Raw genomic sequence first — 24419 nt, forward strand, 5'->3', positions numbered from 1 at the left:
GCGTTGGTGGCGCGCAATGTCCGCCTGCGGGTTGGGATCATCGGTTGAACCTGATACGGCACGCAACGCGCCGTCGGCGCGCGGCTTATCTCGCTGCGACGTCCCTTGGTGCGCTGACCGTCTCGTGGACCGTTTCTTGGCTGGGCGCAGGGCCGGCCCTGGCCTGTTCGCCGAGCTCGACCGGCACGCCCGCGCCGATGCCCTATTATTTCGATTGCAGCGGCGCGCGTGGGGCCGACGATTACCATCAATCCAATGGTCAGGACGGTGGTGATGGCGGCGTGGCGAATGCGACGCTGCCCTATGATGTCACCGCCCACACGCAGGATGGCTCTGGCGCCGTGACCGTGATCAGCCGTGGAGGCGATGGCGGGAACGGCAAGGACTATGCCAGCAGCCAGAACCATTGGGGCGGCAATGGCGGTGCCGGCGGCACGGTCAATTTCTCGGCCGCCAATATCGTCATCACCAATCAGACCGGCCCAGGCGTCGTGCTCGATGTGTCGGGCGGCAAGGCCGGCGCCTATGCCTTCATGAGCGACGACGGCAACGACGTTTATGGCACGGGCGGCAGCGGCGGTCAGATCACGCTCAACCTGCAGAACGTCACGATCAATGCCAATGGCACGGCCGCTTTGATCGCCACGGCGAACGGTGGCCACGCGGCGCCGTCCTCGATCCGCGCGATCGGCGCCAATCCGAGCGGCGGCGAAGGCGGCTTTGCCGGTGCCATCGGCGGCACGATCTCAGGCAATGTCAGCAATGCGGCCGGTGCCGGATTCGTTTTGCAGGGCAATGGCGATGTCGGCGGCATGGGCACCGGCGATGGCGATCATCCCTCGGGCATGGGCGGCCTCGGCGGCGCGATCAATGTCACCTATGCCGCCGGGACGATGAACACGAAGCAAGTGGGTATCTATGCCACGAGCTTCGGCGGCATCGGCGGCTCGGCGCAGCCGGGCTATCAGACGCCGGGTGGCGCTGGCGGGGACGGCGGCCAGATTTACATCACGGTCGGTTCGGGTGCCTCGATCACAACCAGCGCCGATACGACCGACATCTACAATCCATCCGCCATCGGCGACGGTGTGTTCGCGTGGAGCCGGGGCGGTGCCGGTGGCAATGGCGGCGACAGCGGCTTCCTCAATCCGCATACCGGCAAGCCGGGCGGCGATGGCGGCGCCGGCGATCTCGTCAGCATCAGCAATTACGGCTCGATTTCGACGTTGGGTTTCAGCGCGCGCGGCATGGTGGCGATTTCCGAGGGCGGTTTCGGCGGCAGCGGCGGATCGGATTCCGGCATCATCTATTCGCACGCCGGCAATGGCGGCAGTGGCGGCAGCGAGGGCGACGTTCTTCTCGACAATTACGGGTCGGTGTCCACACGCGGCCATCGGGCGTCGGGCGTCGTCGGGCAAAGCCTTGGCGGTGGCGGCGCGACGGCGGGCTCGGCGAACGGCGGCATCGTTTCCATCGGCGGCAGTGGCGGCAATGCGGGCAGCGGCGGCTGGATCGTCATCCACAATCAGGCCGGCGGTTCGATCAAGACCCAGGGCAACCAGAGCAGCGGTCTCGTCGGCCAGAGCATCGGCGGCGGTGGCGGCGATGCCGGCAGCGCGCTCGCCATCGGCGTGCTCATTCCGATCACGGTCAGTATTGGCGGCAGCGGTGGCGATGGCGGCAACGGTGGCACGGTCAACATCTCCAACCGGGGCAGTATCGACACCGGCAGCGGCCATCAATCGTTCGGCATCCTGGCGCAGAGCATCGGTGGTGGGGGCGGCAATGGCGGCAATGCGACCTCGGATCAGCTCACCTTGGCGCCGCCCAACCCAAGCGGCATCAGTCTCGTCAGCGTGAATCTGGCGATCGGTGGTCGCGGCGGCCACGGCGGCGATGGCGATCACGTTTCCGTCGACAATTACGGCATGATCACCACGCGTGGCGCGCAGTCGCATGGCATTTTCGCGCAGAGCATTGGCGGTGGCGGTGGCAATGGCGGTTCGGCAACGAGCAATACGATTACCGTGGCGCCGAATGTCTCCCTCTCCTTCACCGCCAGCATCGGCGGCAGCGGTGGTGTCGGCGGTGCCGGTGGCGGCGTGTCCGTCTACAACGATGCCAATGGCGAGATTGCCACTTCGGGCCATGGTGCGGCTGGCGTTTTCGCGCAAAGCGTCGGAGGCGGCGGCGGCCAGGGTGGCAGCGCGATCAGCCATGTCGGTGGCGCCGCACTCGTCACCGGCTATTCGCTGACGGCGGGATTGAATCTGGGCGGCAGTGGTGGCAGCGGCAATGTCGGTGGCGGAGTCGATCTCATCAACAACGGCGCCATCGGCACGAGCGGCGATCATGCCTATGGCCTGTTCGGGCAAAGCATCGGCGGCGGTGGTGGGATCGGTGGCAACAGCCAGGGCCTGTCGAGCCCGACGCCGGTGTTCAACGCAACGGTGACGCTCGGTGGTGCGGGCGGCAGCGGCAATACGGGCGGTCCGGTGACGGTGGCCAACGGCGGCCATATCGCGACTGCCGGTGCCGGCTCGGTCGGCATTTTCGCGCAGAGCGTCGGGGGTGGCGGCGGCAATGGCGGTAATGCCAGTTCGGTTGCCAATTCGGTGTATCAATCGGCGTTTTCCGACGTCAACGCGCTGCAAAGTGTGGCGCTGGCGATCGCCAAAGGCACGATCAATTTCATTCCTGGCGTCGATCCCAACGATCCAACGCCGCCGGGCAAGCTCGCGGCCGTCAATGTCAGTGTCGGCGTCACCGTCGGCGGCGCGGGCGGCAGCGGTAATCATGGCGGCTATGTCGAAGTCGACAACACCGGCTCGGTCGATACGTTCGGCGCGGGTTCGACTGGCATTCTGGCGCAAAGCATCGGCGGTGGTGGCGGCAACGGTGGTTCGGTCGATTCCGTCAGCAACATGTCGCATGTGCAATTGCTGCTCGATCTCATCGCGGCCACCGGCAGCGGTGGCGCCTCGATCTATGGCGGGCGCTATTCGCCCAATATCGGCGGCCAGTTTTCGGTGGGGGGCTCCGGTGGCGGCGGTGGCGATGGTGGTTCCGTCATCGTCAACAATACGGGCACGGTTACCACGCGCGGCGACAATTCCCCCGGCATCATCGCGCAAAGTATTGGCGGCGGTGGTGGCAATGGCGGCGGTGTCGAAAAACCGCTCAGCTCGCTGCTGTCCGACCTCGATCAATCGACGCAGGATCTCATCAACGGTATTTTGAAGCTCGTTCCCTATCAGGCGAGTGGTGCGATCTCGTTCTCGGTGGGGGGCCGTGGCGGCGCGGCGGGCGATGGCGGTTCGGTCACCGTCACCAACGCCGGCACGATCGTAACCTTAGGCGACAATGCCGATGGCATTTTCGCGCAGAGCATCGGCGGCGGTGGCGGCAATGGCGCGCATGCGGCGGCCGTGCAGAACAGCGGCACGGTCGATCTGACGTTTGAGATCGGCGGCAAAGGTGGCGGCGGCGGCAATGGCGGAACCGTCGCGGTCGATCTGCAAGACGGCGCGGGCATTCACACCAATGGTGTGAATGCGATCGGCATCTGGGCGCAAAGCGTTGGCGGTGGTGGCGGCAAGAGCGCCGAGAAATTCGGCGGCGGCATCGGCGTGATCGGCGGCCATGGCAATTGGTACAGCCGGGTTGGCGCGGACGGCGCTTCCGGCAGCGGTGGCGCCGCGACGGTGACGACGCGGGCCAATAGTTCGATCACGACGGCCGGCGAGCTGTCGCATGGCATTCTGGTGCAAAGCGTTGGCGGTGGCGGTGGTGGCGGGGTGATCACGTCCGACGTGCCGTTCGCGCCGTCCACCGCTGCGGTCAACGTTCAGGCGCCGACGCACGATCTTGGCGGTACCGGCGGTGCGCATGGTGATGGCGGCGCGGCCGCCGCGACGGTCGGCGGCACGATCCAAACCTCGGGCGCGCTCGCCTTCGGCGTTCTCGCCCAGAGTGTCGGTGCCGGCGGCGGCTATTCGGCCTTCGCCGGCTCGTCGTCGCCGTTCGATCTCAAGATGGGCGCGACAGGCAATGCCAGTGGTGCAGGCGGTCTCGTCACCGTCACCACGCAAGCCGGCAGCAGCATCGTCACCAGCGGCCAGAACGCTTTTGGTGTGCTGGCGCAGAGTGTCGGTGGCGGCGGTGGCGTGGCGGGGCTGACAAGCCAGTCGAACCTGATCAATCTGACTGTGGGTTCCGGACAAGGGTCCGGCAATGGCGGCACGGTGAATGTCGATGTCTACGGCCGCATCCAGACCAGCGGCGCTGGCGCTGCCGGCGTGGTGGCGCAAAGCATCGGCGGTGGCGGCGGGCTGGCCGGCAATATGGCCGGCGTCACCTATGATGTGAATCTCGTCCGCGGGGTCGCGCAGACCGGTGGGTCGGGCGACGGGGGCACTCTCAACATCAATGTCATCGGCAATGGTGACAGCGGCAACGGCCACCCCGGTCTCATTCGCACGACGGGCGCCAACGCGCCGGCCATTCTGGCGATGAGCATTGGCGGTGGCGCGGTGTTCACCGATGCCGGCCTGCTGCTGCGCCAGCCTTCGGGGGGTACGGGCCATAGCGGTGGCGCGATCAACATCACGGTCGACAAGGCCGCGTCGGTGATCGCGCAGGGCGCCAATTCGCCGGGCATCTATGCGATCAGCTTTGGCAATGTTGATGCGGCATCCGGCGAGCCGGGCGGCGCGATCAATATTACGATCGGCAATTATTCCACTGTTCAGGGCGGCACGGGGGCAGGCGGCGCGGGCATCGTCACCAAGACGACCCAGATGACGACCATCAATAACAGCGGCTCGATCTCATCGCTTGGCCCCGATGCCATCGTGACCGCCGGCGAAGCGACGATCGTCAACACGAGCACCGGCAGCATCAATGGCAATGTCCGGATCGGCCATGGCGGCACGTTGGTCAATGCCGGTGATTTCAACCCCAACGATACGATCGATCTCGGCGTGTTCGGCGAGCTGCGCAATACCGGCTATCTGGATCTGACCAGCAATGGCTATGGCGTGACGCGTCTCACCGGCGGTTTCATTCAGACGATTGAGGGCAATCTGGTCGTCGGCGTCGACTTCCTGAACAATCGCAGCGATCAACTGTCTGTCAGCAGCGGATCGAGTTTCGCCGGCACGATCAATTTCGAAACGCAAAATCCCTTGCGCGGGCGCTCCCTCACCATCGCCCATTTCGATACGCCGCTGTTGGATTTCTCGGCCAAGCCGATCGATATCAACGGATTGCCGATCAGCTACAATCTGCAGTTGAGCGCGGATGGAAGCAATGTTTCGGTTTCTGCCAACGGCAATTTCAGCAAGGCGGCCGCAGCGCTTCCCGCCGATCGGGCCAACACCGCCCATTATCTGCAAGCCTTGTGGGATTCCGGCTATGAGGGCGCGGCGCCGCTCTTCACCTATTTCGCCCGGCTGAACAGCGCGAAGGGCTATGGCGACATGCTGTCCGGCATGGCCAATGATGCGACACACAGCCGGCTGGCGGCGCAAGCGCATCATTCCTATTCCTTCTTCAACACGCTGATGAGCTGCCCTTATTTCCTGAGCGGCAGCACGCAGCGCGGCGAGGGCGAATGCGTGTGGGGCCGCGTCACCGGCAATCGCGTCAATCGCAGCGGCACCAGCGATGACACCGGCTATCGCGCGACGGTTGCGACCTATCAGATCGGTGCGCAGCGGCAGATCGCGCACAACTGGTTCCTCGGCGGTTCGCTGAGCTATATGGCAAGCGATACCAAGTCCGATGCCAATGCCGTTGCCATCACCAGCAATACGGTCAATGTCGGTCTTGCCCTCAAGCGGCAGATGGGCCCCTGGCTGTTCGCTGCCGCCGTGCGCGCCGGCTACGAAAGCTCCGACATGACGCGCCAAGTCTTCCTGCCGGGCTTTGGCGCGGTGGCGCGTAGCCGTCCGCAATTCGTGCATTTCGGCGGCCGGTTGCGGGCGGCTTATGAGTTCTCATTCGACAACTGGTATCTCAAGCCCTTCGCCGATCTCGACATCAGCTATGTCCGCCAATCGGCCTATCGCGAGACGGGCGCCGGCCTGTTCGATCTGGCGGCCCTGGCGACGAGCCGCACCAGTGTCATGGCGACGCCGGGGCTTGAGATCGGCGGGCGGATCGACATCAACAAGACCATGACGCTGCGGCCCTATCTGATCGGCGGCGTCAGCTTCCTCGGCAATGGCGGCTGGACGGCGCGCATGCAACTCGCCGATTTCGCCTTGAGCAGCATCGCGCCGTTCCAGATCACCACCGGCGCGCCAAAGGTCTATGGCAATCTGACCGCCGGCCTCGAACTGGCGACGGCGGGCGGCTTCGAATTGCGCGCCGAATATATTTTGCGCGGGGCACGCAATTACATCGACCAGACGGCTTCGTTGCGCGCGGCATTGCGGTTTTAAGCGGGACGAATCAAACGAATCGAACAATGACGCGCGTTGCGTGGTCGTTTCGTGAAGAAACAATAGAAAACAACAAGTTCTAAAGATTCAAAGCAAGGCTTGTGTCTGCGGGCGTTTCAGCCCACTCTTGGCGGATGCAAGAGGCTCTTCTTTCAGTGCGAACTGCGAAGGCCGACGACATCGCCGGCATGGCGGATGTTTATGCTGCCGCGTGGTTCCATGCTTACCGGGGTATTATTCCGGGGCGCGAACTTGATCGCATGGTGCGCCATCGCGGCGGACGCTGGTGGCGGGCGGCGATCCAGCGCGGCGCCGGCCTGCTCGTCGCCGATTTCGAGGACAGTATCGCCGGCTATGTCAGTTATGGCCGCAATCGCGATGCTTCGGCGCGTGGCAGCGGCGAAATCTACGAACTCTACATGCTGCCGGAATTCCAAGGGCTCGGCTTCGGCCGTCGCCTGTTTCGCGCGGCGCAGAGCGATCTCGTGCGGCGCGGTTATGGTACGCTCGTCGTCTGGGCTCTGGCGGAAAATGAACTCGCCACCGGCTTCTATGAGGCGATGGGCGGCAAGCCCATCGCCAAGGCGCTGGAATATTTCGGCGCGAAAGTCTGCGAGCGCGTCGCCTATAAATTCGAGCGCTGATTTCAGCCCGCGAGCAGGTCGTGCACCATTGGGATGACCTTGCGGCCGTAGAGCTCGATGCTGCGCATCAGCTTGCCGTGCGGCAAGGGACCGGCGCTGTATTTCATGTCGAAGCGGGCGATGCCGAGGCCTTTCGCCGTGGCGGCGATCTTGCGGGCGACGGTTTCCGGCGCGCCGACATAGAGCGAGCCATGGGCGATTTCCTGATCGAACTGGGCGCGGCTCGTCGGCGGCCAGCCGCGCTCGGCGCCGATACGATCATGCATGCGCTTGTAGCAGGGCCACAGATCCTCGCGCGCCTGTTCGTCCGTGTCGGCGACATGGCCGGGCGAATGAACACCGATCGGCAGCGCCGGCTTTTTGAACTCGTTCAGCGCCCGGTGGAAGAGATCGACGTAAGGGTGAAAGCGCTGCGGATCGCCGCCGATGATGGCGAGCATCAATGGCAGGCCGTAATGAGCGGCGCGCACCACCGATTGCGGACTGCCGCCGACGCCGATCCAGGTTTTGAGCGTGCCGCGTTCGATCGGCGGATAGACGCGCTGCTTGTCGAGCGGCGGGCGCACGCTGCCATGCCAGGAGATTTCCTGCTGCGGCAGAAGCGCGGCGAAGAGATCGAGCTTCTCCTCGAACAGCTTTTCATAGTCATTGAGATCGAAGCCGAACAGCGGGAAAGATTCGGTGAAGGAGCCGCGCCCAAGAATCACTTCGGCGCGGCCGTTGGAGGCCGCATCGAGCGTCGAGAAGCGCTGGAAGACGCGCACCGGCTCATCGGAGGAGAGCACGGTGACGGCGGAACCGAGGCGAATGTTCTGCGTGCGCGCGGCAATGGCAGCCAGCACCACTTCCGGCGCTGAAATGGCGAAGTCGCTGCGGTGATGTTCGCCCAGACCGATGAAGGCGCAGCCGACCTCGTCGGCCAGCACAGCTTCGTCGATGACGTTGCGGATCACCTGGGCGTGCGGCAGCAGTTCGCCATCATCGCCAAAGGTGACATCGCCGAAGGTATCGAGGCCGAGTTCGAGGGGGCGCGGGGTCGCGTCATCAGTCATAAGGGGGATCCGAGTGAGGAAAGTTGCTCTTTATTTAGGTTAGCGTTCGCTCAGCGCAAGCTTGGCCCCAAGGGCAACGAAGGCGGCCGCAAAGGACCGCCGCATCCAGGCCAGCACCGTCGGGCTCGACAGCACCTTGTCGCGCATCGTCGCCGCGAACAGGCCGTAGAGCGCGAACACCACGAAGGTCGCCAGCATGAAGACCCCCGAAAGAGCCATCATCTCTTTCAGAACATGCGGCTCCGTGGGGCTGATGAACTGCGGCAGGAAGGACACAAAGAAGATCGACAGTTTGGGGTTCAACAGATTGATCAGAATGCCATCGACGAGCACATCGATGATACCGCGCCAGCCGGTGCGCGCGGTGGTCTGGCTCTCGATCTTCATCGAGCCCCGCTCCTTGAGCGTCGCCCAGGCCATGTAGAGCAGATAGGCGACGCCGACATATTTGACGATGTCGAACAGCAGGGCCGAGGTGTGCAGGAGTGCCGCCAGGCCGGTCATCGCCGCGATGAGATGCGGCACGATCCCCAAGGTACAGGCGAAGGCGGCCCAGAGGCTCGCCTTGGCGCCGCGGTTCAAGCCGGAGGCGATCGTATAGGTCGCGCCGATGCCGGGCGAGGCAACGATGATGAGCGTGGTGACGAGGAATTCGGGGGACATGGCGGCTTCCTTTGGCGCGCAGCTTGGCATAGCCGCGCCCAAGGGCCTAGCGGGGTCCGCGTTTCAACAGAAAGAGCCCCTGCTCGCCGAACATGTTCCAGACCCACCAGGGCGCGGTGAAGCCGAGCGGCGCGCCATAGCGGTTGAGCGCCTCGGCCCGTTCGATCTTGGCGCCCACTTCATCGACCAGGCCGACGAAGTCGCGGATGGTGCAGAAGTGAATATTGGGCGTGTCGTACCAGGGATTGGAGAGAATACCCGTCATCGGCATTTTGCCTTTGACCAGCAATTGCAGGCGCAACTTCCAATGGCCGAAGTTGGGAAACGAGACGATGGCGTGGCGGCCGACGCGCAGCATATGTTCGAGAACGACTTTCGGGCGGCGTGTTGCCTGGATCGTTTGCGACAGGATCACATAGTCGAAACTGTCGTCGGGATAATCGGCGAGATCGGTGTCGGCATCGCCCTGGATGACCGACAGGCCTTTGGCGACGGCTTCGTTGACGCCGCTCTTCGACAGTTCGATGCCGCGCCCATCAACACCGTGTTTGTCGGTGAGCAGACGCAGCAGCGCGCCATCGCCGCAGCCGACATCGAGCACGCGCGTGTTGTCGTTGACCATGCTGGCGATGAGGAGATGATCGAGGCGGCCTTCGTCACTGAGGGACGGGACGTTGATGCCGCCCGATCGCGTCACGGTGTCTGCGCTCATCAGGAGGATTTCACTTTCGGCGCGATGCCGCGCGCGCGGGCCGCTGCTTCGAGGAAGCCGCGCGAGGTGGCGAAGAGTTCCGGCACGTTGAGCAGAAAGGCATCATGGCCGCGATCGGTTTCGATCTCGACGAAGGAAACCGAAGCGCCGCTGGCATTCAACGCATGTACGATGGCGCGTGAATCGGCCGTCGGGAACAGCCAGTCGGACGTGAAGGAGGTCACGCAGAAGCGCGTGCGGCTGCCCTTGAAGGCATTGGCGAGCACGCCGCCGTAATCCTCGGCGAGATCGAAATAATCCATCGCGCGGGTGACGTAGAGATAGGAATTGGCGTCGAAGCGCTCGACGAAGGTCGAGCCCTGATAGCGCAGATAGCTTTCGACCTGGAAGTCGGCATCGAAGGAGAAGGTCGGCGCTTCGCGGTCCTGATATCGGCGACCGAATTTGCGCTGCAACGCTTCGTCGGACAGATAAGTGATATGCGCGGCCATCCGCGCGACGGCGAGGCCCTTATGCGGCTTGATGCCTTGATCGATATAGCGGCCGCCGCGCCAGTCAGGATCGGCCATGATCGCCTGGCGGCCGACTTCGTGGAAGGCGATGTTCTGCGAGGAGTGCCGCGCCGCGGCGGCGATCGGCATGGCGGCGAAGACGCGCTCGGGATAAAGCGCCGCCCATTGCAGCACCTGCATGCCGCCCATCGAGCCGCCGGCGACACAGAACAATTGATCGATGCCGAGATGATCGATCAGCATGGCCTGGGCGCGCACCATGTCGCGGATGGTGACGACGGGCAGGTCGAGGCCATAGGCCTTGCCCGTGGCGGGGTTCAGCGAGGTCGGGCCGGTGGTGCCCATGCAGCCCCCGACCACGTTGGAGCAGATGACGAAATAGCGGTCGGTATCAATAGGCCGGCCGGGGCCGACCATGGTGCCCCACCAGCCGGGCTTGCCGGTGACCGGGTGAATATTGGCGACATGCTGGTCCCCGGTCAGCGCATGGCAGATCAGCACCGCGTTGGATTTGTCGGCATTGAGGGTGCCGTAGGTCTGATAGGCGATGGTGAGCGGGGCCAGCAGCACGCCGGCATCCATGGCCAGGGGCTGGTTTTCGGGAAAATGGACGAATTGGGTCGGTATATCGTCGGGAACGGCCGTGGCCAGGGGCGCATCCGCCGTCGGGAGCGTTCCGGTGCCTGCCACGCTCAAGTCCTTTCGATCGCGTATCGTTCTCTATTTCGAACGCGTTGTGCGATATATAGGTGTCGGGTTAAGAGCAAGTCAAGGCAAGCGCGGCTGGCGATCCGGAGCCGGTTCCGTTCCCGGTTCTATTCCTTTGCCTTCGGCGGGGTGCCTGATTATGACAATCCGCCCGCTCAATCGTGTTTCAGGCCGTGAAGCAAGCCATGTCAGCAGACGTCAAGTCGCCCCCTGGTTCCGCTGCCGATCCCGTCGTGGATCTGGCGACGCTCCGTGTCGATATCGACCGGATCGACCAGGAGATGCATGAGCTTTTGATCGAGCGCAGCGCCATCATCGACAAGCTGATCGCCATCAAGGCGCGCCAGGGCGGTGGCTCGGCGTTCCGGCCCGGCCGGGAGGCCGACATGATGCGGCGTATCGCCATGCGCCACCGTGGGTTGCTGCCGCTCGATACGGTCGAGGGCATCTGGCGCATCATCATTTCCACTTTCACTTATGTGCAGGCGCCCTACAGCGTCCATGTCGATACGGCGGCGGGCGATGCGATGATGCGCGATTCCGCCCGCTTCCACTTTGGCTTCACCGTGCCGTTCATTCCCCACTATGGGGCTCTCGGCGTGATCGATGCGGTGCAGGCCTCGCAGGGCGATCTCGGCATGGTGCGCATGGACAGCGGTGCCATGGCGCTGCCGTGGTGGCACCGCCTCGCCCCGCCGGAAGCGCCGAAGATCATCGCCCGCCTGCCCTTCGTCGAGCGGCCTGATCACCCCGCCGGCGTGCCGGCCTTTGTCCTTTCCCTGCCCTTGGCGGAAGCGGCCTCGCGCGACGTGGTGATCTACGAAGCCTCGATCCTGCGCTGGCGCGACGCACTGCCCGAACTCGTCGGCCGGGCCGGTGGCGAAATCCTCGGCAATGTCGGCAGCGAATTGGGCCTGTCGATCCTGCTCGCCATGCCGGGCAACGTTCCCCTCGCCGATCTCAAGGCGCTTTTCGTCCAGGCCGGCCATCGCGACGTGCGCCTCGCCGAAATCGGCAGCCATGCGGCGCGACATCAGGTGCATCGACATCCGGCGCCAGCCGAAGTTTCCGCCGACACCTGATCCAACCTTTCTGACGTATCGACGTTTCCGGAGTTTCTGATGACCACCACTTTGTCCCGCCCCGCCCCGCGCGCCGGCATTCTCGATATCGAGGCCTATGTGCCCGGCAAGAGCCCGGCCAAAGGTAGCGGCAAGACGTTCAAACTGTCTTCCAACGAAACGCCGTTCGGGCCGTCGCAGGCATCGCTTGAAGCCTATCAAGCGGCCGCCAAGACCCTCGATCTCTATCCCGATGGCGCGGCGCGCGTGTTGCGCGACGCCATTGGCGCGCGCTTCAGTCTCGATCCCAATCGCATCGTCTGCGGCTGCGGTTCCGACGATCTGCTGCACTTGCTCGCCGCCGCCTATATCGGGCCGGGTGACGAAGGCATCATGACGAAGCATGGCTTCCAGATCTATTACATCGCCATCCAGGCGGCGGGCGGCACGCCGATCATTTCGGAAGAAAAGAACTACACCACCGATGTCGACGACATCCTGTCGCGCGTGACGGAACGTACCAAGGTCGTCTTTATCGCCAATCCGAACAATCCGACCGGCACCTATCTGCCCTTCGAAGAGGTGCGGCGTCTGCACGCCGGCCTGCCGTCGCATGTGCTTCTCGTGCTCGACGCGGCCTATGCGGAATATGTGCGCAAGAACGATTACACTTCGGGCCTCGAAATGGTGTCCGAATTCTCCAACGTGGTGATGACACGCACCTTCTCGAAGATCCACGGCCTGGCGGCGGTGCGCATCGGCTGGATGTATGCGCCGGAAGAGGTCTGCGACATCATCAACCGCGTGCGCGGTCCCTTCAACGTCAGCGGGCCGGGTTTGATGGCTGGTGCTGCGGCGATCAACGATACGAAACATGTCGAAATGTCGGCGGCGCACAACGAGAAATGGCTCGACTGGCTGACGCAGGAAGTGCGTGCCGCCGGCCTCGAAGTGACGCCGAGCGTCGCCAATTTCATTCTCGTGCATTTCACGAAGAAGCCGGGCTTCACCGCCAAGGAAGCGGAAGCTTTCCTGGCGCAGCGTGGCTTGATCGTGCGCGGCGTCGGTTCCTATCACCTGCCCGATGCGATCCGCATCACCATCGGCACCGATGAGGCCTGCCGTCTCGTCGCGCAAGCGCTGGGCGATTTCGCCAAGCATGGTGCGAAAGGCGGCTAGAGTGCCCAACACCACCGATCACGCGCCGCTGTTTGACCGCATCGCCATCATCGGCGTCGGTCTCATCGGCTCGTCGATCGCCCGGGTGGCGCGGGAACGCCAGCTCGCCCGGCACATCGTCGCTTGCGACAGCGATGAGGTGGTGCGCAAGCGGGTGGTCGAACTTGATATCGCCGACGAGGTGAACGGCGACGCGGCGCAGGCGTGTCGCGATTGCGATTTTGTCGTGCTGTGCGCGCCGGTTGGCGTCAACGGCGCGATCGCTGCCGCCGTCGCACCGGTTCTGAAGCCGGGTGCCATCGTCTCCGATGTCGGATCGGTGAAACAGGCGGTGGTCGACGCGGTGGCGCCGCATATCCCGAAGGGCGTGCATTTCGTGCCAGCCCATCCGGTCGCCGGCACCGAATATTCCGGCCCCGATGCCGGCTTCGCCACGCTGTTCATCAATCGCTGGTGCATTCTCACGCCGCCGGAAGGCGAGGACGAAGCAGCGATCGACAAGGTGCGCCGTTTCTGGGAAGCCTGCGGCGCCAATGTGGAAGTGATGTCGCCCTTGCATCACGATCTAGTGCTGGCGATCACCAGCCACGTGCCGCATCTCATCGCCTATAATATCGTGCGCACGGCCGACGATCTGGAAAGCGTGACGCAATCGGAAGTGATCAAATTCTCGGCCGGCGGCTTTCGCGACTTCACTCGCATCGCCGCGTCCGATCCGACCATGTGGCGCGACGTCTTCCTCAACAACAAGCAGGCGGTGCTGGAAATGCTCGGCCGCTTCCAGGAAGACCTCGCCTCCCTGCAGCGGATGATCCGCTGGGACGACGGTCAGGGCTTGTTCGATCTCTTCACGCGCACGCGTGCGATCCGCCGCAGCATCATCGCGCAGGGCCAGGAAACCAACGCCGCCGATTTCGGACGCGGCAGCGCGCCGCCGCCGAAGAGCTAACTGACGGCTGATTGTTTCGTCGCGATACTCCACGTGATCGCGCGCCAAGCGACATGCTCCAAATCCCTTGTATGGCCGCCCCTTGTATCGACCTGAAATTATCTTAGGCTAGCGCCGCGGATTCGGTGGGGCAGCAATGGGTGGCGGGTTCGACAAGCGGGATCACACCGCCATCTCTCTGCAAACATCGGCAGAACGTGAGGCCATCACGCCGATCATCGCGATCGTCATGCTGTTGTGGACGATCGCATTGTGCGGGCCGTATTTCATCGAACTCTGGAGGTTGGACGAGCGCGGCTTCTCCGCCCTCGCCGGCACCGTGCCCTATTGGGATTTTTCGAATTTATGGGCGGGCTCCAAACTGGCGCGGCTGGGAGAAACAGCGGCACTGTTCGATGTCGAGCTCTATCGCCAACGGCTCACCGAGCTGCTGGGCGTTCCCGTCAATGCGCAGGAGTGGAGCTACCCGCCCTCCATTCTGCTCATCGGCGTTCCCCTGTCGTATTTGCCGATCGGTATCGCCTATGTCGTCTGGACCTTTGGCACGCTGGCCGGTTTCGTCGGCAGCTTATGCCTGATGCGCTTGCCGGTTCGGACGATCGCCGTGGCGACGCTGTCGCCGGCGCTCGCGCTGAGTGCGCTGCTCGGCCAGAATGGCGCTCTGACGGGCGCGCTGTTAATCGCCGGATTGGTTCTAGCGCCGCGTCGGCCGTGGCTGGGCGGCTTTCTCATCGGGCTTTTGTGCATCAAGCCGCACATGGCGATGTTGGTGCCGATCGTCTTTCTGGCTGCCGGAAATTGGCGCGCTATCCTTTCCGCCGGGCTGACGGTGGCCGTTCTCATTCTGGCACCGGGTTTTCTCTTCGGCTTCGAGAGCTGGGCGCTGTTCTTTGCCGAAACGCGCCAAATCATGACGCGCATTCTGGAAGCGCCTTACGGGGCAGGCCATCATGTGAGCGGTATTTCCATCTTCCTGATGGCGCGGTCCTTCGGCGCCGGTTTGCCCGTGGCTTATGCCGCGCAAACCATCGCAATCGCTCTCGTCGCCATCGCTGTCTGGCTGCTGTGGTGGAAAAACAAAAGACCTTCCGTCCGCGTGATCGCGGCGACGCTGATCCTGTCCGGTTTCGCTTTGCCATACGGCTATACGTACGACCTGGCCGCGCTGTCGGCTGGCGCGGTCATCGTCATGCAAGCGTCGGGGCAAGCGAACCTGTCGGCTTTGGCCGGGTGGATGTGGCCGGCCTTGGTCAGGCCGACCGTTCTCTTCCTTCAACTGTCACTCTCTCCCCTGGTCTTCTTGCCACTGGCGATCACCGCCTGGCTCAGCGCCTGGAGGATGCGTGACGTGGAAGGGGAGAAGGTCCCGCGGTGACGAGCTGCGGTATCTTCTCTTGGCTAATACAGCGGATGCAGGCGCAGCGGCGCGCGCACCGGGCCGACATAGACGCCGCCATTGCGCAGCGACACGGGCAGGCGCAGGCCTGCCGGCTGCGGGGCTTCGCTGGCCGGCGTGCGGCGGCGCATCAGGCTTTCGATGGCGGTGAGGCCGGTGGGAATGCCGAAGCGGGCGAGCAGCGGTTCGATGCCGGCAAAGCGCGCATCGATCTCGCCAGTCAGTCGGTGCGAGTCATCGATGGCCAGCCGTCCGCTCGCTTCCGCCGTCGTGTCGCCCTTGGCGAAGCGCAGCGTGTTGATGACGAATGTGCCGCCGAGCAGGCGAAACTCTTCCAGCCGGTCTTCAAGCGTTCTGGGGCCGAAGGGCTGGAATTGCGACAGCCGCCCCTTGCCGTCGAGACGCGCCGTCTGGCCGTTGGCGATGAAGGATTCCAGCGCTGGTGAGATCACCCCGGCGAGCTGGAAGGTGATGTCATAGGCGTTCTGGTCGGCGGTGACGTCATGGGCCCGGCCGATGTCGAGCGAGACATGGTCGATGCTTTCGACCTCGCCGTCGGGCATCAGCGATTTGCCGGTGAAGGCGAGTTTGTCGCCGGTGAGGCGCGCGGCGACCGGGCCGCTCGCGCCAAACTGCATTTCCGTGCGCAGGCCCTGCCAGGTGACGGCGCTCTGCTGGCCTTCGATCTCGACGTTGAACGGAGCCTTGGCATCGAGCAGCAGGGTGCGCGGGGCCTGCGCCTCGGCGCGTGCGATGAGGCTGGGCAGGGTCGCCGCGAAGACCTTGCCGGCATGGGTGCCCGACACTTTCACGTCCTTGCAGGCGATGCCCAGGGTGAAGGGAAAGCCGAAGGCGCTTTGTTCGCCGCAGGTCCAGGTGCGGCCGCGCTCGGCCTCTGTGCTCATCCACTGGTTCAGGTGGTGGCGGGTGAGCAGCAGGCCGGCATACCAGACGGCGGACCAGATCGCGGCGAGCGCCACCACAAGGCCGAGGAGGAGAACGGGAAGTCTGGCCTTGCGGCTTGCCATTTCAACGGGGCTCCGAACTTTGGGAACTGTGGCGGGCACTTGCCGGGGCGGCAAGTGCGTTTGGTCAGATTGCGTTTGCTCAGGTCTCTACCGCAGAGGCACCAGAACGTGCAAAAGCGGCCGATTTACAGCGATGGACCGTGGCGATATGTCCAGTTTCATGACGACGGCGCAGGATTTCTGGGTGTTTGGCTATGGGTCGCTGATGTGGCGGCCGGGTTTTCCGTTCGAGGAAAAGCAGATCGCCATGGTGCATGGGTATCACCGGTCGCTGTGCATCTATTCGCATGTGCACCGGGGCACCCAGGAGGTGCCGGGGCTGGTGCTCGGGCTCGACCGGGGCGGCTCCTGCCAGGGCGTGGCCTTCCGCGTGCGAGCCGACAATTGGGACGAGGTGATCGCCTATCTGCGCGAGCGCGAGCAGGTCACCATGATCTATCTCGAAACCATGTTGCAGGTCCGCCTGCCCGATGGCCAGAAAGTCGTCGCGGTGGCTTACGTGGTCGATCGGCAGCACCAGCAATATGCCGGCCGGCTCGAGCGCGATGCGCTGATCCGTTTCGTGCGTCAGGGCAAGGGCGTGTCGGGCGACAATCCGGATTACGTGCTCAGCACCTACGAACATCTGCGCGAGATCGGCGTGCACGATGCGACCTTGGCCTGGCTGGCGAAGCAGCTCGCGGTCCAGACGCCGGTCTAATCTTCTTTCACCATCAATTCCGCCAGCGAAGGATCCTTGGCGATGGCTTCGGCCATCAGCCTGTTCGAAGCCTCCTCGATGTCGTTTTGCAGACGCGTGAAAAACTCTTCGCGCGACAGGCCCGGCGGAATGACCGGCAGGAATTCGACGACGATCGTGCCTGGGCGGCGCACGAAACTGCGGCGCGCCCAGAACAGGCCGGAGTTCATGGCGATCGGCAGGCAGGGCATGCCGGTCTCCACATAGATCTGGGCGATGCCGATCTTGTAACGTGGCTTGGCGCCGGGCGGCCGGCGCGTGCCTTCGGGAAAGCAGAAGAGCTGGCGGCCCTGCGGCAGAAGTTTCTTCGCCTGCTGGATAATCTGTTCCAGCGCCGACTTGCCGCTGGCGCGGTCGATGGCGATCAGTTCGGCGCGTTTGAGATACCAGCCGAACAGCGGGATGAACATCAACTGCCGCTTCAGGATGATCGAATAGTCGGTGAAGAACATTTCCAGCGCGAAAGTCTCCCAGACCGACTGGTGTTTCGGCGCGATGATGAGCGAACCTTTGGGGATGTTCTCGAGGCCGCGAAATTCCGCCTTGGTGCCGCAGATCTTGTCGAGCAGCCAGAGCGTCGACTTGCCCCAGATCTTGCACAGAAAGAACACCGAATGCCGGTTTGTCGCCAGCAGGGGCAGGCCCAAAATCATGATGACGATGGTGTTCAGGTAGAACAGCGCATTGAACAGGGCGGAACGGATGTAGAGCATTTCGGGCCAAAATTGAGTTCGGCTGCTTCTATAGCATTTTCGGGCGAAGAAAATGCGTCCGATCGGTCGATGTCAGTTCATGTCAATTCATGCGCCGCAGGCGCCGCAGCACTACCGAGCGCGACATGGCGGCGGTGAGCAGAGCGATGGCGCCCGACAGGACGATGATCGTCAGATAGCCCAGCGCGCCCAGGGCAAACCGGCCAAACAGGGCCTCGACCTGGCTTGCCTCGGGGCTGGCGATCCACCAGGCGGTGAGAAGCCCGGCCAGGTAGAACACCACCAAAGCGAAACCGCCGCCGATCAGCCCGCCCCTGAGGCCGAGCTTGAGGAAATGGCGCTGGAATTCGGCGGCGATGAACCGGTTGGGGGCGCCGACGAAATGCAGGACATCGATGATCTCCCGGCTGCCGGCCATGGCGCCCCGGGTGGCGAAGGCGACCGCCAGCACCATGGCGAGCAGCACCAGGAGCAGGATGATGACGGCGACGACCACCAAGGCCCGCGACATGGTGCTCAGCCGCTCAAGCCAGATGTGGTGATCGTCGAGCGCCGCATTGGGCACCTGCTTGCTCAATTGCTCGCGCAGGGCTGCCAGATCGGGCCGTCCGCCCGGATCGATCTTGAGGACGATGAGGCGCGGCACGGGCAATTCGCTGAGGTCGAGCCCGGCGCCGAGCCAGGGTTCGAGCAGGCGCGAGGATTCCTCGCGCGAGAAGACGCGTATGTCGGCGAAGCCGGGCATGCGCGCGATATCGGCCGCCTTGCGCACGTCGGCTTCGATGTCGCGGCCGAGTTGCGGCTTCACCTGAATGGTCATTTCGCGCGAGATCGCCGAGTTCCAGTTCTGCGAGGCCTGGTAGATCAGCATGGCGCTGCCACCGGTGAGGGTGGCGAGAAAGGTCATGATGGCGATGACGATGACGAGCGCGCGGCTGGCGGTGCTGTCGGCCGGGATCAATGTCAGGCGCGGCTGCGCGAAAGCTTGAATCGAACGCTTCAGCCGGTTGTCGCTGGCCGGCGGGGAAGCAGCTTCCGGGTGCGAGGCGTCAGTCATAGATGTGCAACCGTCCATCGCCGAGCACGAAGCGACGCGCATCTTCGAACTGATCCATCAGCGCGAGATCATGGGTGGCGATGACGACGGAGGTTCCCGATTTATTGAGTTCCATGAACAGGCGCAGCAGGCGGCGCGCCAGGGTCGGATCGACATTGCCGGTGGGCTCGTCGGCCAGCAGCAGTTCCGGCTGCACGATGAGGGCGCGGGCGATGGCGGCGCGCTGTTTCTCGCCGCCCGAGAGCACCGGCGGATAGGAATGGATGTGCTCGCCCAGACCGACCCAGCGCAACAGTTCGACCACCTGCGGGCGATAGGTGCTTTCCTCCTGGCCCTGGACGAACAAGGGCAGCGCCACATTCTCATAGGTGGTGAGGTGGTCGAGCAGGCGGAAATCCTGGAAAACGACGCCGATGCGGCGGCGGATCGCCGATATGTCGTCCTTCGTCAGTTGCGAGGCATCCTGGCCGAACAGCGAAATGAAGCCGCGTGTCGGCTTCAGCGACATGAGAATCAGGCGCAACAGGGTGGTCTTGCCGGCGCCCGAGGGGCCGGTGAGAAACTGGAACGACTGCGGTTCGACGGAGAAACTGATGTCTTTGAGAACTTCCGTCCCCATGCCGTAGCGCAAGCCGACATTCTCGAAGCGAACCAAACCCAACCTCTTAGAACCAGGGTTACTGGTGCGTCGATACCGTGGCTCAACCCCGTTTCGGCGCGTTGCGAATCTTTAAGTGGAATTAACCATAACCGCAGATGATCACAACGTCGCGGGGTTGATCCCGGCGTCCTCAAACCGGTTCCCGATGATGAATTCGCAGTCGCTTGTCACCACTTCTCCCGATCAATGGCCCGTTGCCGACGAGACCGCTCCATTTGCGGCCGAATCCTGCCCGGCAGAGGTGGCGCGCGACGATATGGCCTTCGACGTGCTCATTCTGCGTGACGAGCAGTTTAGACCGCGCTCGGCCCCCTTCAAGAGCGTTGCGCCGGTTGTGGACACGATCCGCGACATTCCCGCTCGGCAGAATCCGCCGCGCCGCTTGCGGCGGCAGGCCGAGGCGCCGGCACGCCCGGTGCGCCGCTGGTCGGCACGCTTGCCGTTGGCCGCCGCCGTGGCGCTGCTCGGCCTTTCCAGCGCGGCGCTCGCCGGGCGCCATCAATTGGTGGCCATCGCGCCGCCGACCGCCAGCGTCTTCAGTGCCATCGGCCTGCCGGCGAATACGCTTGGCGTCGAATTGCGCGACGTGAAGGCAACGCTGCATGAAGCCAACGGCCAGACCTATCTCATGGTCGAGGGCGAGATCGTCAATGTGCAGAAGACACGCCGCAAGATCGGCGAGCTCAATCTGTTCCTGCAAGACAAGAGCGGCCGCGATATCTATCGCTGGTCGGCGGCCGCGCCCGTGACCCATCTCAACGGTGGCCAGAGCGCCACGTTCAAAAGCCGGTTGGCTTCCCCGCTCGGTGAGGCTAACGACGTTTTGGTGCGGTTCGCGCCGCGTGGATGATATGCGGTTGAGTGAGCATGGCTGAGAAGGACGGTTTGCGGGCGCGCTCCTGGCTGGCGCAAGCGCTGGGGTGGATCGATGAAGCGAGCGGCGCCATCGTGCCGCCGATCCATGTGGCCAGCACCTACGAACGCGACGCCGATAACGCCTACAGCCGTGGCTATAGCTATGGCCGGCCCGACAATCCCACTGTTCAGCATGCCGAAGAGATCATCCGCACGCTCGAAGGCGGTGCGGCGGCGATGGTGTTGTCGTCGGGCATGTCGGCGGCGCTGGCGGTTTTCCTGGCGCTGAAGCCGGGCGATCGCGTCATCGTGCCGCCAGTTTTCTATTGGGGCCTGCGGCGCTGGGTGATGCAGGATGCCACCCAATGGGGCCTCATTGTCGATGTCGTCGACATGCGCGATCTTGCTGCGCTCGAAGCCAGTCTGAAACGCGCGCCGACAGCCTTGGTGTGGATCGAAACGCCGGCCAATCCGCTCTGGCATGTGTGCGATATCGCAGCCATCGCCCAACTGGCGCATGACCATGGCGCGCTGCTGGCGGCCGATTCCACCGTGGCGACGCCGATCCTGTCACAGCCTTTGCGCCTCGGCGCCGATCTCGTCATGCATTCGGCGACCAAATATCTCAATGGTCATAGTGATGTGATCGCCGGTGCGCTGGTGACGGCTGCTGTCACCGATGTCTGGTCGCGCATCTCAAGCGTGCGCAGTGCGCATGGCATGATCCTGGGTTCGTTCGAAGCGCATCAGTTGATCCGCGGCATGCGCACGCTGGATCTGCGCGTGCGCGCCGCCTGCGAATCGGCGCAGGCGATCGCCGAAAGCCTGTCGGTGCATCCGCGTGTCGATGCGGTGCTCTATCCGGGGCTATCGGATCATCCCGAACATGCGATCGCCGCGCGGCAGATGCACGGCGGCTTCGGCGGCATGCTGTCGATCCGTTGCCATGGCGGCGCGGCGGCAGCGATCAAGACGGCGGCGCAGGTGCGTCTGTGGAAACGCGCGACGTCGCTCGGCTCGGTCGAAAGCCTGATCGAACATCGCGCCAGCGTCGAAGGGCCGGGCACGCCCTGCCCCGACGATCTCTTGCGGCTGTCGGTCGGTATCGAGGATCCGGAAGATCTGCTCGAGGATCTCGATCGCGCGCTGCGGGCGTAATTTCCACATCGGCTGAATATCAGATGGCGCCGATGGCCGGGCATTGCCATTTCGCGGGAACCATTGTACCGTTCGGTACAATGCAGTCCCATCGGTCAAGGAGTTCCGCATGTCCCGTCCGCCGTTGCCGCCGTTCAATGCCGAAACCGCCGCGCAGAAGGCGCGGATGGCGGAAGATGCCTGGAACAGCCGCGATCCCGAGCGGGTGTCGCTCGCCTATACGCCGGATTGCCCTTGGCGCAATCGCGCCGAATTCATCGCGGGGCGCGGCGCAATCGTCGCTTTCTTGCAGCGCAAATGGGCGCGCGAACTGGATTATCGCCTGATCAAGGAAGTCTGGACCCATGCCGGCAACCGGATCGCCGTGCGCTTCGCCTATGAATGGCATGACGACAGCGGCCATTGGTTCCGCTCCTATGGCAATGAGAATTGGGAATTCGATGAAGCCGGGCTGATGTCGCGGCGCATCGCCTCGATCAACGATCTGCCGATCCAGGAGAGCGAGCGCAAATTTCATTGGCCGCTCGGTGCGCGCCCGGCCGACCATCCATCGCTGAGTGATCTGGGCCTCTAGTGCCGCGCGTTGTCGCCGAGCGCGCCGATGCGCTGCCAGGTTTGGCGGAAGTGTTTCGCGAACATGGCTATGAAGGCGCGAGCCTGACGCTCATTTCGGCGGCGACGGGCCTGGGCAAAGGCAGCCTCTATCATTTCTTTCCGGGCGGAAAGGAAGAGATGATGGCGGCCGTGCTGGCGGATATCGACGCGTGGTTCGAAACGGAAATCTTCGCCAAACTGGCGCATGCCAAGGACGCGCCGGCCGTCGTCGATGCGATGTTCGATGCGGTCGACGGCTATTTCCGTTCCGGGCAGCGCGTCTGTCTCGTCGGCGTGGTTGGGCTGGGCTCGGCGCGCGACCCCTTCGCAGCGGCGGTGGCCGACTATTTCAGCCGCTGGATCGAGGCCTTGCGCAAGGCGATCGTCAAACGAGGCGTCGCGTCGAAGACGGCGAGACTTCTGGCCGAGGAAGCGGTCGCGGGCATTCAAGGGGCGATCGTGCTGTCGCGCGCGCTCGACGACACCGGCACGTTTCAGCGCATCACAGGGCAATTGCGCCAGCGGTTGTTGGACGCGATGGGCTACAGCGTTCTCTGGGCTGACCTCGTCAAACGGCAAAAGGGTGCGCCGAAGCAAAAGTCGTAAGGGGCCTAAGCCTCTTCCAGCAATCGCCGGCCGATGACATGGGCCTGGATTTCGGCGGCGCCTTCAAAGATCGACAGAATGCGGGCATCGCAGAGCAGGCGGGAAGCGGGATGTTCAAGCGCGAAGCCGGTGCCTCCGTGAATCTGCACGGTGTTGTCGGCGCAGGCCCAGGCGATGCGCGCGGCTAACAGTTTCGCCATGCCGGCTTCGAGATCGCAGCGCCGGTCAAGATCCTTGGCGCGGGCCGCGAAATGGGTGAGTAGCCGTCCGGCGAAAATCTCCGCCGCCATCAAAGCGATCTTGTCGCTGACGCGCGGAAAATCCATCAGAGCCTTGCCGAATTGGCGTCGTTCGAGGGCGTAATGCACGGCGAGTTCGAAAGCCGCGCGCGCCGTGCCGATGGCGCGGGCCGCCGTTTGAATGCGCGCCGATTCGAACGTCTGCATCAATTGGCGAAAGCCCCTGCCCTCGGCGCCGCCGAGCAGAGCCGCTGCCGGTACGGCGACATCGTTGAACACCAGTTCGAATTCCTTCATGCCGCGATAGCCCAGCACTTCAATCTCGCTGCCGGAAAGCCCTTGCAGCGTGAACGGTTCGGCATCGTCGCCGCGCGGCTTTTCGACGAGAAACATCGACAGGCCGTCGTGTCGCGTTTCACTCGTGCCGGTGCGTGCCAGCACCAGCATCAGATCGGCGCGCGCCGCATGGGTGATCCAGGTCTTGGCGCCGCGCAGCAGATAATGATCGTCCACACGTGTGGCGCGCAGGCGCAGGCTCGCCAGATCGGAGCCGGCCTCGGGCTCGGTGAAGACGGCGGTAGTGATGATCTGCCCCGAGCCGATGCCCGGCAGATATTTGCGTTTCTGCTCTTCGGTGCCGCCGGCCAGCAGCAATTCGGCGGCGATCTCCGAGCGCGTGCCGAGTGAGCCGACACCGATATAGCCGCGCGACAATTCCTCGGTGACGGCGCACATGGCGGTCTTGCCGAGGCCAAGACCTTTGTAGTCCTCCGGCAGGGTCAGGCCGAAGACACCCAGGCGCGAGAGATCGGCAATGATGTCGAGGGGAATATAGGCATTGTCGCAATGCCAGCCGTGCGCCTGTGGCACGATCTTCGTGTCGACATAGCGGTGAATCGTTTCGGTGATCGCCGCCAGATCGCTTTCGAGATCGCTATCGAAAAGGCGTGATGGTTCCGCCTGCCGTATGGCACGCGTTAGCGCGGCGCGAGTCGCGGCGGTATTGCCATGGGCGATCAGCCGTTCGACAGCCGGCGTCTGGTAAGCGGCCGCTTCCGTCGCTGAGAACCCGAAATCATGCGGACGGGCGAATTCCAATTGGCTCATCGGCAGGCCGCCGAAACATTGTGCCAGATATTCGCTGGCGGCGATCAAGCCCATGGCCTGCGTCACGGCGCTCGTCTGTCCGCGCGCCTTGGCTTGCACCAGATGATCGGTGATTTCTTGCAGGGTCTGGCGATAGGTGGCGAGCCAGGCAAGGCCATGCAGGGCGCGTTGTTCGGCATCGAGACCGCCAGCCGATATCTCGATCTTTCGCCGTACGCGGGTGCGCACCGCATCTTCGAAACGGGTCAGAGCCGTCACCGCGTCCGGCAGCAGAGCGAGCAGCGCATCCATGTCGTTTGGCTCGTTGGCTCGCCCGCGCATGCTCTCCCCTTAAAACAAA

At 63.9% G+C, this 24419-nt stretch carries 20 protein-coding genes; 11 read left to right on the forward strand and 9 right to left on the reverse strand.

The features are described 5' to 3' along the window. The first annotated feature begins 44 nt into the window (after window positions 1-44). Both OIM99_RS06770 and OIM99_RS06775 read left to right on the forward strand, forming a co-directional pair. Complete coding sequence (locus tag OIM99_RS06770; RefSeq protein WP_311849564.1) at window positions 45-6446, forward strand: hypothetical protein; 6402 nt, start codon at window positions 45-47, stop codon at window positions 6444-6446. 134 nt (window positions 6447-6580) lie between these two features. Continuing rightward, window positions 6581-7090: a GNAT family N-acetyltransferase gene (locus tag OIM99_RS06775; protein WP_409371480.1), complete on the forward strand. Its 510-nt coding sequence runs from the start codon at window positions 6581-6583 to the stop codon at window positions 7088-7090. Window positions 7091-7092: 2 nt separating this feature from the next. Here OIM99_RS06775 and OIM99_RS06780 read toward each other — a convergent pair whose 3' ends face one another. The 4 genes from OIM99_RS06780 to OIM99_RS06795 are packed head-to-tail and all read right to left on the reverse strand — an operon-like array spanning window position 7093 to window position 10656. Then, complete coding sequence (locus OIM99_RS06780) at window positions 7093-8142, reverse strand: LLM class flavin-dependent oxidoreductase (RefSeq protein ID WP_311849566.1); 1050 nt, start codon at window positions 8140-8142, stop codon at window positions 7093-7095. Between the two features lie 39 nt (window positions 8143-8181). Next, window positions 8182-8805: a LysE family translocator gene (locus OIM99_RS06785; RefSeq protein ID WP_311849567.1), complete on the reverse strand. Its 624-nt coding sequence runs from the start codon at window positions 8803-8805 to the stop codon at window positions 8182-8184. Between the two features lie 46 nt (window positions 8806-8851). Further along, entirely contained in the window at window positions 8852-9517 is a 666-nt protein-coding gene (gene metW / locus OIM99_RS06790) for a methionine biosynthesis protein MetW (protein WP_311849568.1), read from the reverse strand. Next, window positions 9517-10656 (reverse strand): homoserine O-acetyltransferase, encoded by a 1140-nt coding sequence (locus tag OIM99_RS06795; protein ID WP_409371504.1) that lies wholly within the window; start codon window positions 10654-10656, stop codon window positions 9517-9519. The genes metW and OIM99_RS06795 overlap by 1 nt, the downstream gene beginning before the upstream one ends. Window positions 10657-10922: 266 nt before the next feature. On the opposite strand from OIM99_RS06795, the gene OIM99_RS06800 reads away from it, so the two are divergent. The 4 genes from OIM99_RS06800 (at window position 10923) to OIM99_RS06815 (ending at window position 15301) form a co-directional block, all read left to right on the forward strand. Beyond that, on the forward strand, window positions 10923-11819 hold the full coding sequence (locus tag OIM99_RS06800) for a chorismate mutase (RefSeq protein ID WP_311849569.1): 897 nt from the start codon (window positions 10923-10925) through the stop codon (window positions 11817-11819). Window positions 11820-11858: 39 nt separating this feature from the next. After that, window positions 11859-12977 (forward strand): histidinol-phosphate transaminase, encoded by a 1119-nt coding sequence (gene hisC / locus OIM99_RS06805; protein WP_311849570.1) that lies wholly within the window; start codon window positions 11859-11861, stop codon window positions 12975-12977. 1 nt (window position 12978) lies between these two features. Beyond that, window positions 12979-13926, forward strand: a complete 948-nt coding sequence (locus tag OIM99_RS06810) for a prephenate/arogenate dehydrogenase family protein (protein ID WP_311849571.1) — start codon at window positions 12979-12981, stop codon at window positions 13924-13926. 136 nt (window positions 13927-14062) lie between these two features. Continuing rightward, window positions 14063-15301 (forward strand): glycosyltransferase family 87 protein, encoded by a 1239-nt coding sequence (locus OIM99_RS06815; protein WP_311849572.1) that lies wholly within the window; start codon window positions 14063-14065, stop codon window positions 15299-15301. A 23-nt stretch (window positions 15302-15324) separates the two neighbouring features. Here OIM99_RS06815 and OIM99_RS06820 read toward each other — a convergent pair whose 3' ends face one another. Beyond that, on the reverse strand, window positions 15325-16350 hold the full coding sequence (locus OIM99_RS06820) for a DUF2125 domain-containing protein (RefSeq protein WP_311849573.1): 1026 nt from the start codon (window positions 16348-16350) through the stop codon (window positions 15325-15327). Window positions 16351-16498: 148 nt separating this feature from the next. Here OIM99_RS06820 and OIM99_RS06825 point away from each other — a divergent pair, with 148 nt between their 5' ends. Next, window positions 16499-17050, forward strand: a complete 552-nt coding sequence (locus OIM99_RS06825) for a gamma-glutamylcyclotransferase (protein ID WP_311849574.1) — start codon at window positions 16499-16501, stop codon at window positions 17048-17050. Here OIM99_RS06825 and OIM99_RS06830 read toward each other — a convergent pair. From OIM99_RS06830 to ftsE, 3 genes are all read right to left on the reverse strand, one after another. Beyond that, window positions 17047-17802 carry a lysophospholipid acyltransferase family protein gene (locus OIM99_RS06830; protein WP_311849575.1) on the reverse strand — a complete coding sequence of 252 codons (756 nt, stop codon included), beginning with the start codon at window positions 17800-17802 and terminating at the stop codon, window positions 17047-17049. The genes OIM99_RS06825 and OIM99_RS06830 overlap by 4 nt on opposite strands. 82 nt (window positions 17803-17884) lie before the next feature. After that, the gene (locus OIM99_RS06835) at window positions 17885-18859 is read right to left on the reverse strand and encodes an ABC transporter permease (RefSeq protein WP_311849576.1); all 975 of its coding nucleotides are present in this window, start codon (window positions 18857-18859) and stop codon (window positions 17885-17887) included. Continuing rightward, on the reverse strand, window positions 18852-19514 hold the full coding sequence (ftsE, locus tag OIM99_RS06840) for a cell division ATP-binding protein FtsE (protein WP_311849577.1): 663 nt from the start codon (window positions 19512-19514) through the stop codon (window positions 18852-18854). The genes OIM99_RS06835 and ftsE overlap by 8 nt, the downstream gene beginning before the upstream one ends. Before the next feature lie 154 nt (window positions 19515-19668). Between ftsE and OIM99_RS06845 the strand changes: the two genes are divergently transcribed. The 4 genes from OIM99_RS06845 to OIM99_RS06860 all read left to right on the forward strand — a co-directional run bounded on the left by OIM99_RS06845 (window position 19669) and on the right by OIM99_RS06860 (window position 22733). Next, window positions 19669-20370, forward strand: coding sequence for a hypothetical protein (locus OIM99_RS06845; RefSeq protein WP_311849578.1), 702 nt, complete (start codon window positions 19669-19671; stop codon window positions 20368-20370). Between the two features lie 17 nt (window positions 20371-20387). After that, a complete protein-coding gene (locus OIM99_RS06850; protein WP_311849579.1) occupies window positions 20388-21533 on the forward strand; it encodes a PLP-dependent aspartate aminotransferase family protein in 1146 nt (381 codons plus the stop codon). A gap of 109 nt (window positions 21534-21642) precedes the next feature. Then, window positions 21643-22107: a nuclear transport factor 2 family protein gene (locus OIM99_RS06855; RefSeq protein WP_311849580.1), complete on the forward strand. Its 465-nt coding sequence runs from the start codon at window positions 21643-21645 to the stop codon at window positions 22105-22107. Beyond that, window positions 22107-22733 carry a TetR/AcrR family transcriptional regulator gene (locus tag OIM99_RS06860; RefSeq protein ID WP_311849581.1) on the forward strand — a complete coding sequence of 209 codons (627 nt, stop codon included), beginning with the start codon at window positions 22107-22109 and terminating at the stop codon, window positions 22731-22733. Before OIM99_RS06855 ends, OIM99_RS06860 begins: the two co-directional genes overlap by 1 nt. Before the next feature lie 5 nt (window positions 22734-22738). Here the strand turns inward: OIM99_RS06860 and OIM99_RS06865 are convergent, their stop codons facing one another. Next, window positions 22739-24400, reverse strand: coding sequence for an acyl-CoA dehydrogenase family protein (locus OIM99_RS06865; RefSeq protein WP_311849582.1), 1662 nt, complete (start codon window positions 24398-24400; stop codon window positions 22739-22741). Window positions 24401-24419: the final 19 nt, after the last annotated feature.

The organism is Methylocella sp. CPCC 101449, assembly GCF_031921685.1.
Taxonomy (GTDB): domain Bacteria; phylum Pseudomonadota; class Alphaproteobacteria; order Rhizobiales; family Beijerinckiaceae; genus Terripilifer.

Excerpts from the sequence above, each read along its gene's own strand:
- OIM99_RS06775 (WP_409371480.1), top strand. The coding sequence starts at position 6,581 with ATGCAAGAGGCTCTTCTTTCAGTGCGAACTGCGAAGGCCGACGACATC.
- OIM99_RS06780 (WP_311849566.1), bottom strand. The coding sequence starts at position 8,142 with ATGACTGATGACGCGACCCCGCGCCCCCTCGAACTCGGCCTCGATACC.
- OIM99_RS06785 (WP_311849567.1), bottom strand. The coding sequence starts at position 8,805 with ATGTCCCCCGAATTCCTCGTCACCACGCTCATCATCGTTGCCTCGCCC.
- metW (WP_311849568.1), bottom strand. The coding sequence starts at position 9,517 with ATGAGCGCAGACACCGTGACGCGATCGGGCGGCATCAACGTCCCGTCC.
- OIM99_RS06800 (WP_311849569.1), top strand. The coding sequence starts at position 10,923 with ATGTCAGCAGACGTCAAGTCGCCCCCTGGTTCCGCTGCCGATCCCGTC.
- hisC (WP_311849570.1), top strand. The coding sequence starts at position 11,859 with ATGACCACCACTTTGTCCCGCCCCGCCCCGCGCGCCGGCATTCTCGAT.
- OIM99_RS06815 (WP_311849572.1), top strand. The coding sequence starts at position 14,063 with ATGGGTGGCGGGTTCGACAAGCGGGATCACACCGCCATCTCTCTGCAA.
- OIM99_RS06820 (WP_311849573.1), bottom strand. The coding sequence starts at position 16,350 with ATGGCAAGCCGCAAGGCCAGACTTCCCGTTCTCCTCCTCGGCCTTGTG.
- OIM99_RS06825 (WP_311849574.1), top strand. The coding sequence starts at position 16,499 with ATGTCCAGTTTCATGACGACGGCGCAGGATTTCTGGGTGTTTGGCTAT.
- OIM99_RS06830 (WP_311849575.1), bottom strand. The coding sequence starts at position 17,802 with ATGCTCTACATCCGTTCCGCCCTGTTCAATGCGCTGTTCTACCTGAAC.
- OIM99_RS06835 (WP_311849576.1), bottom strand. The coding sequence starts at position 18,859 with ATGACTGACGCCTCGCACCCGGAAGCTGCTTCCCCGCCGGCCAGCGAC.
- OIM99_RS06845 (WP_311849578.1), top strand. The coding sequence starts at position 19,669 with ATGAATTCGCAGTCGCTTGTCACCACTTCTCCCGATCAATGGCCCGTT.
- OIM99_RS06850 (WP_311849579.1), top strand. The coding sequence starts at position 20,388 with ATGGCTGAGAAGGACGGTTTGCGGGCGCGCTCCTGGCTGGCGCAAGCG.
- OIM99_RS06855 (WP_311849580.1), top strand. The coding sequence starts at position 21,643 with ATGTCCCGTCCGCCGTTGCCGCCGTTCAATGCCGAAACCGCCGCGCAG.
- OIM99_RS06865 (WP_311849582.1), bottom strand. The coding sequence starts at position 24,400 with ATGCGCGGGCGAGCCAACGAGCCAAACGACATGGATGCGCTGCTCGCT.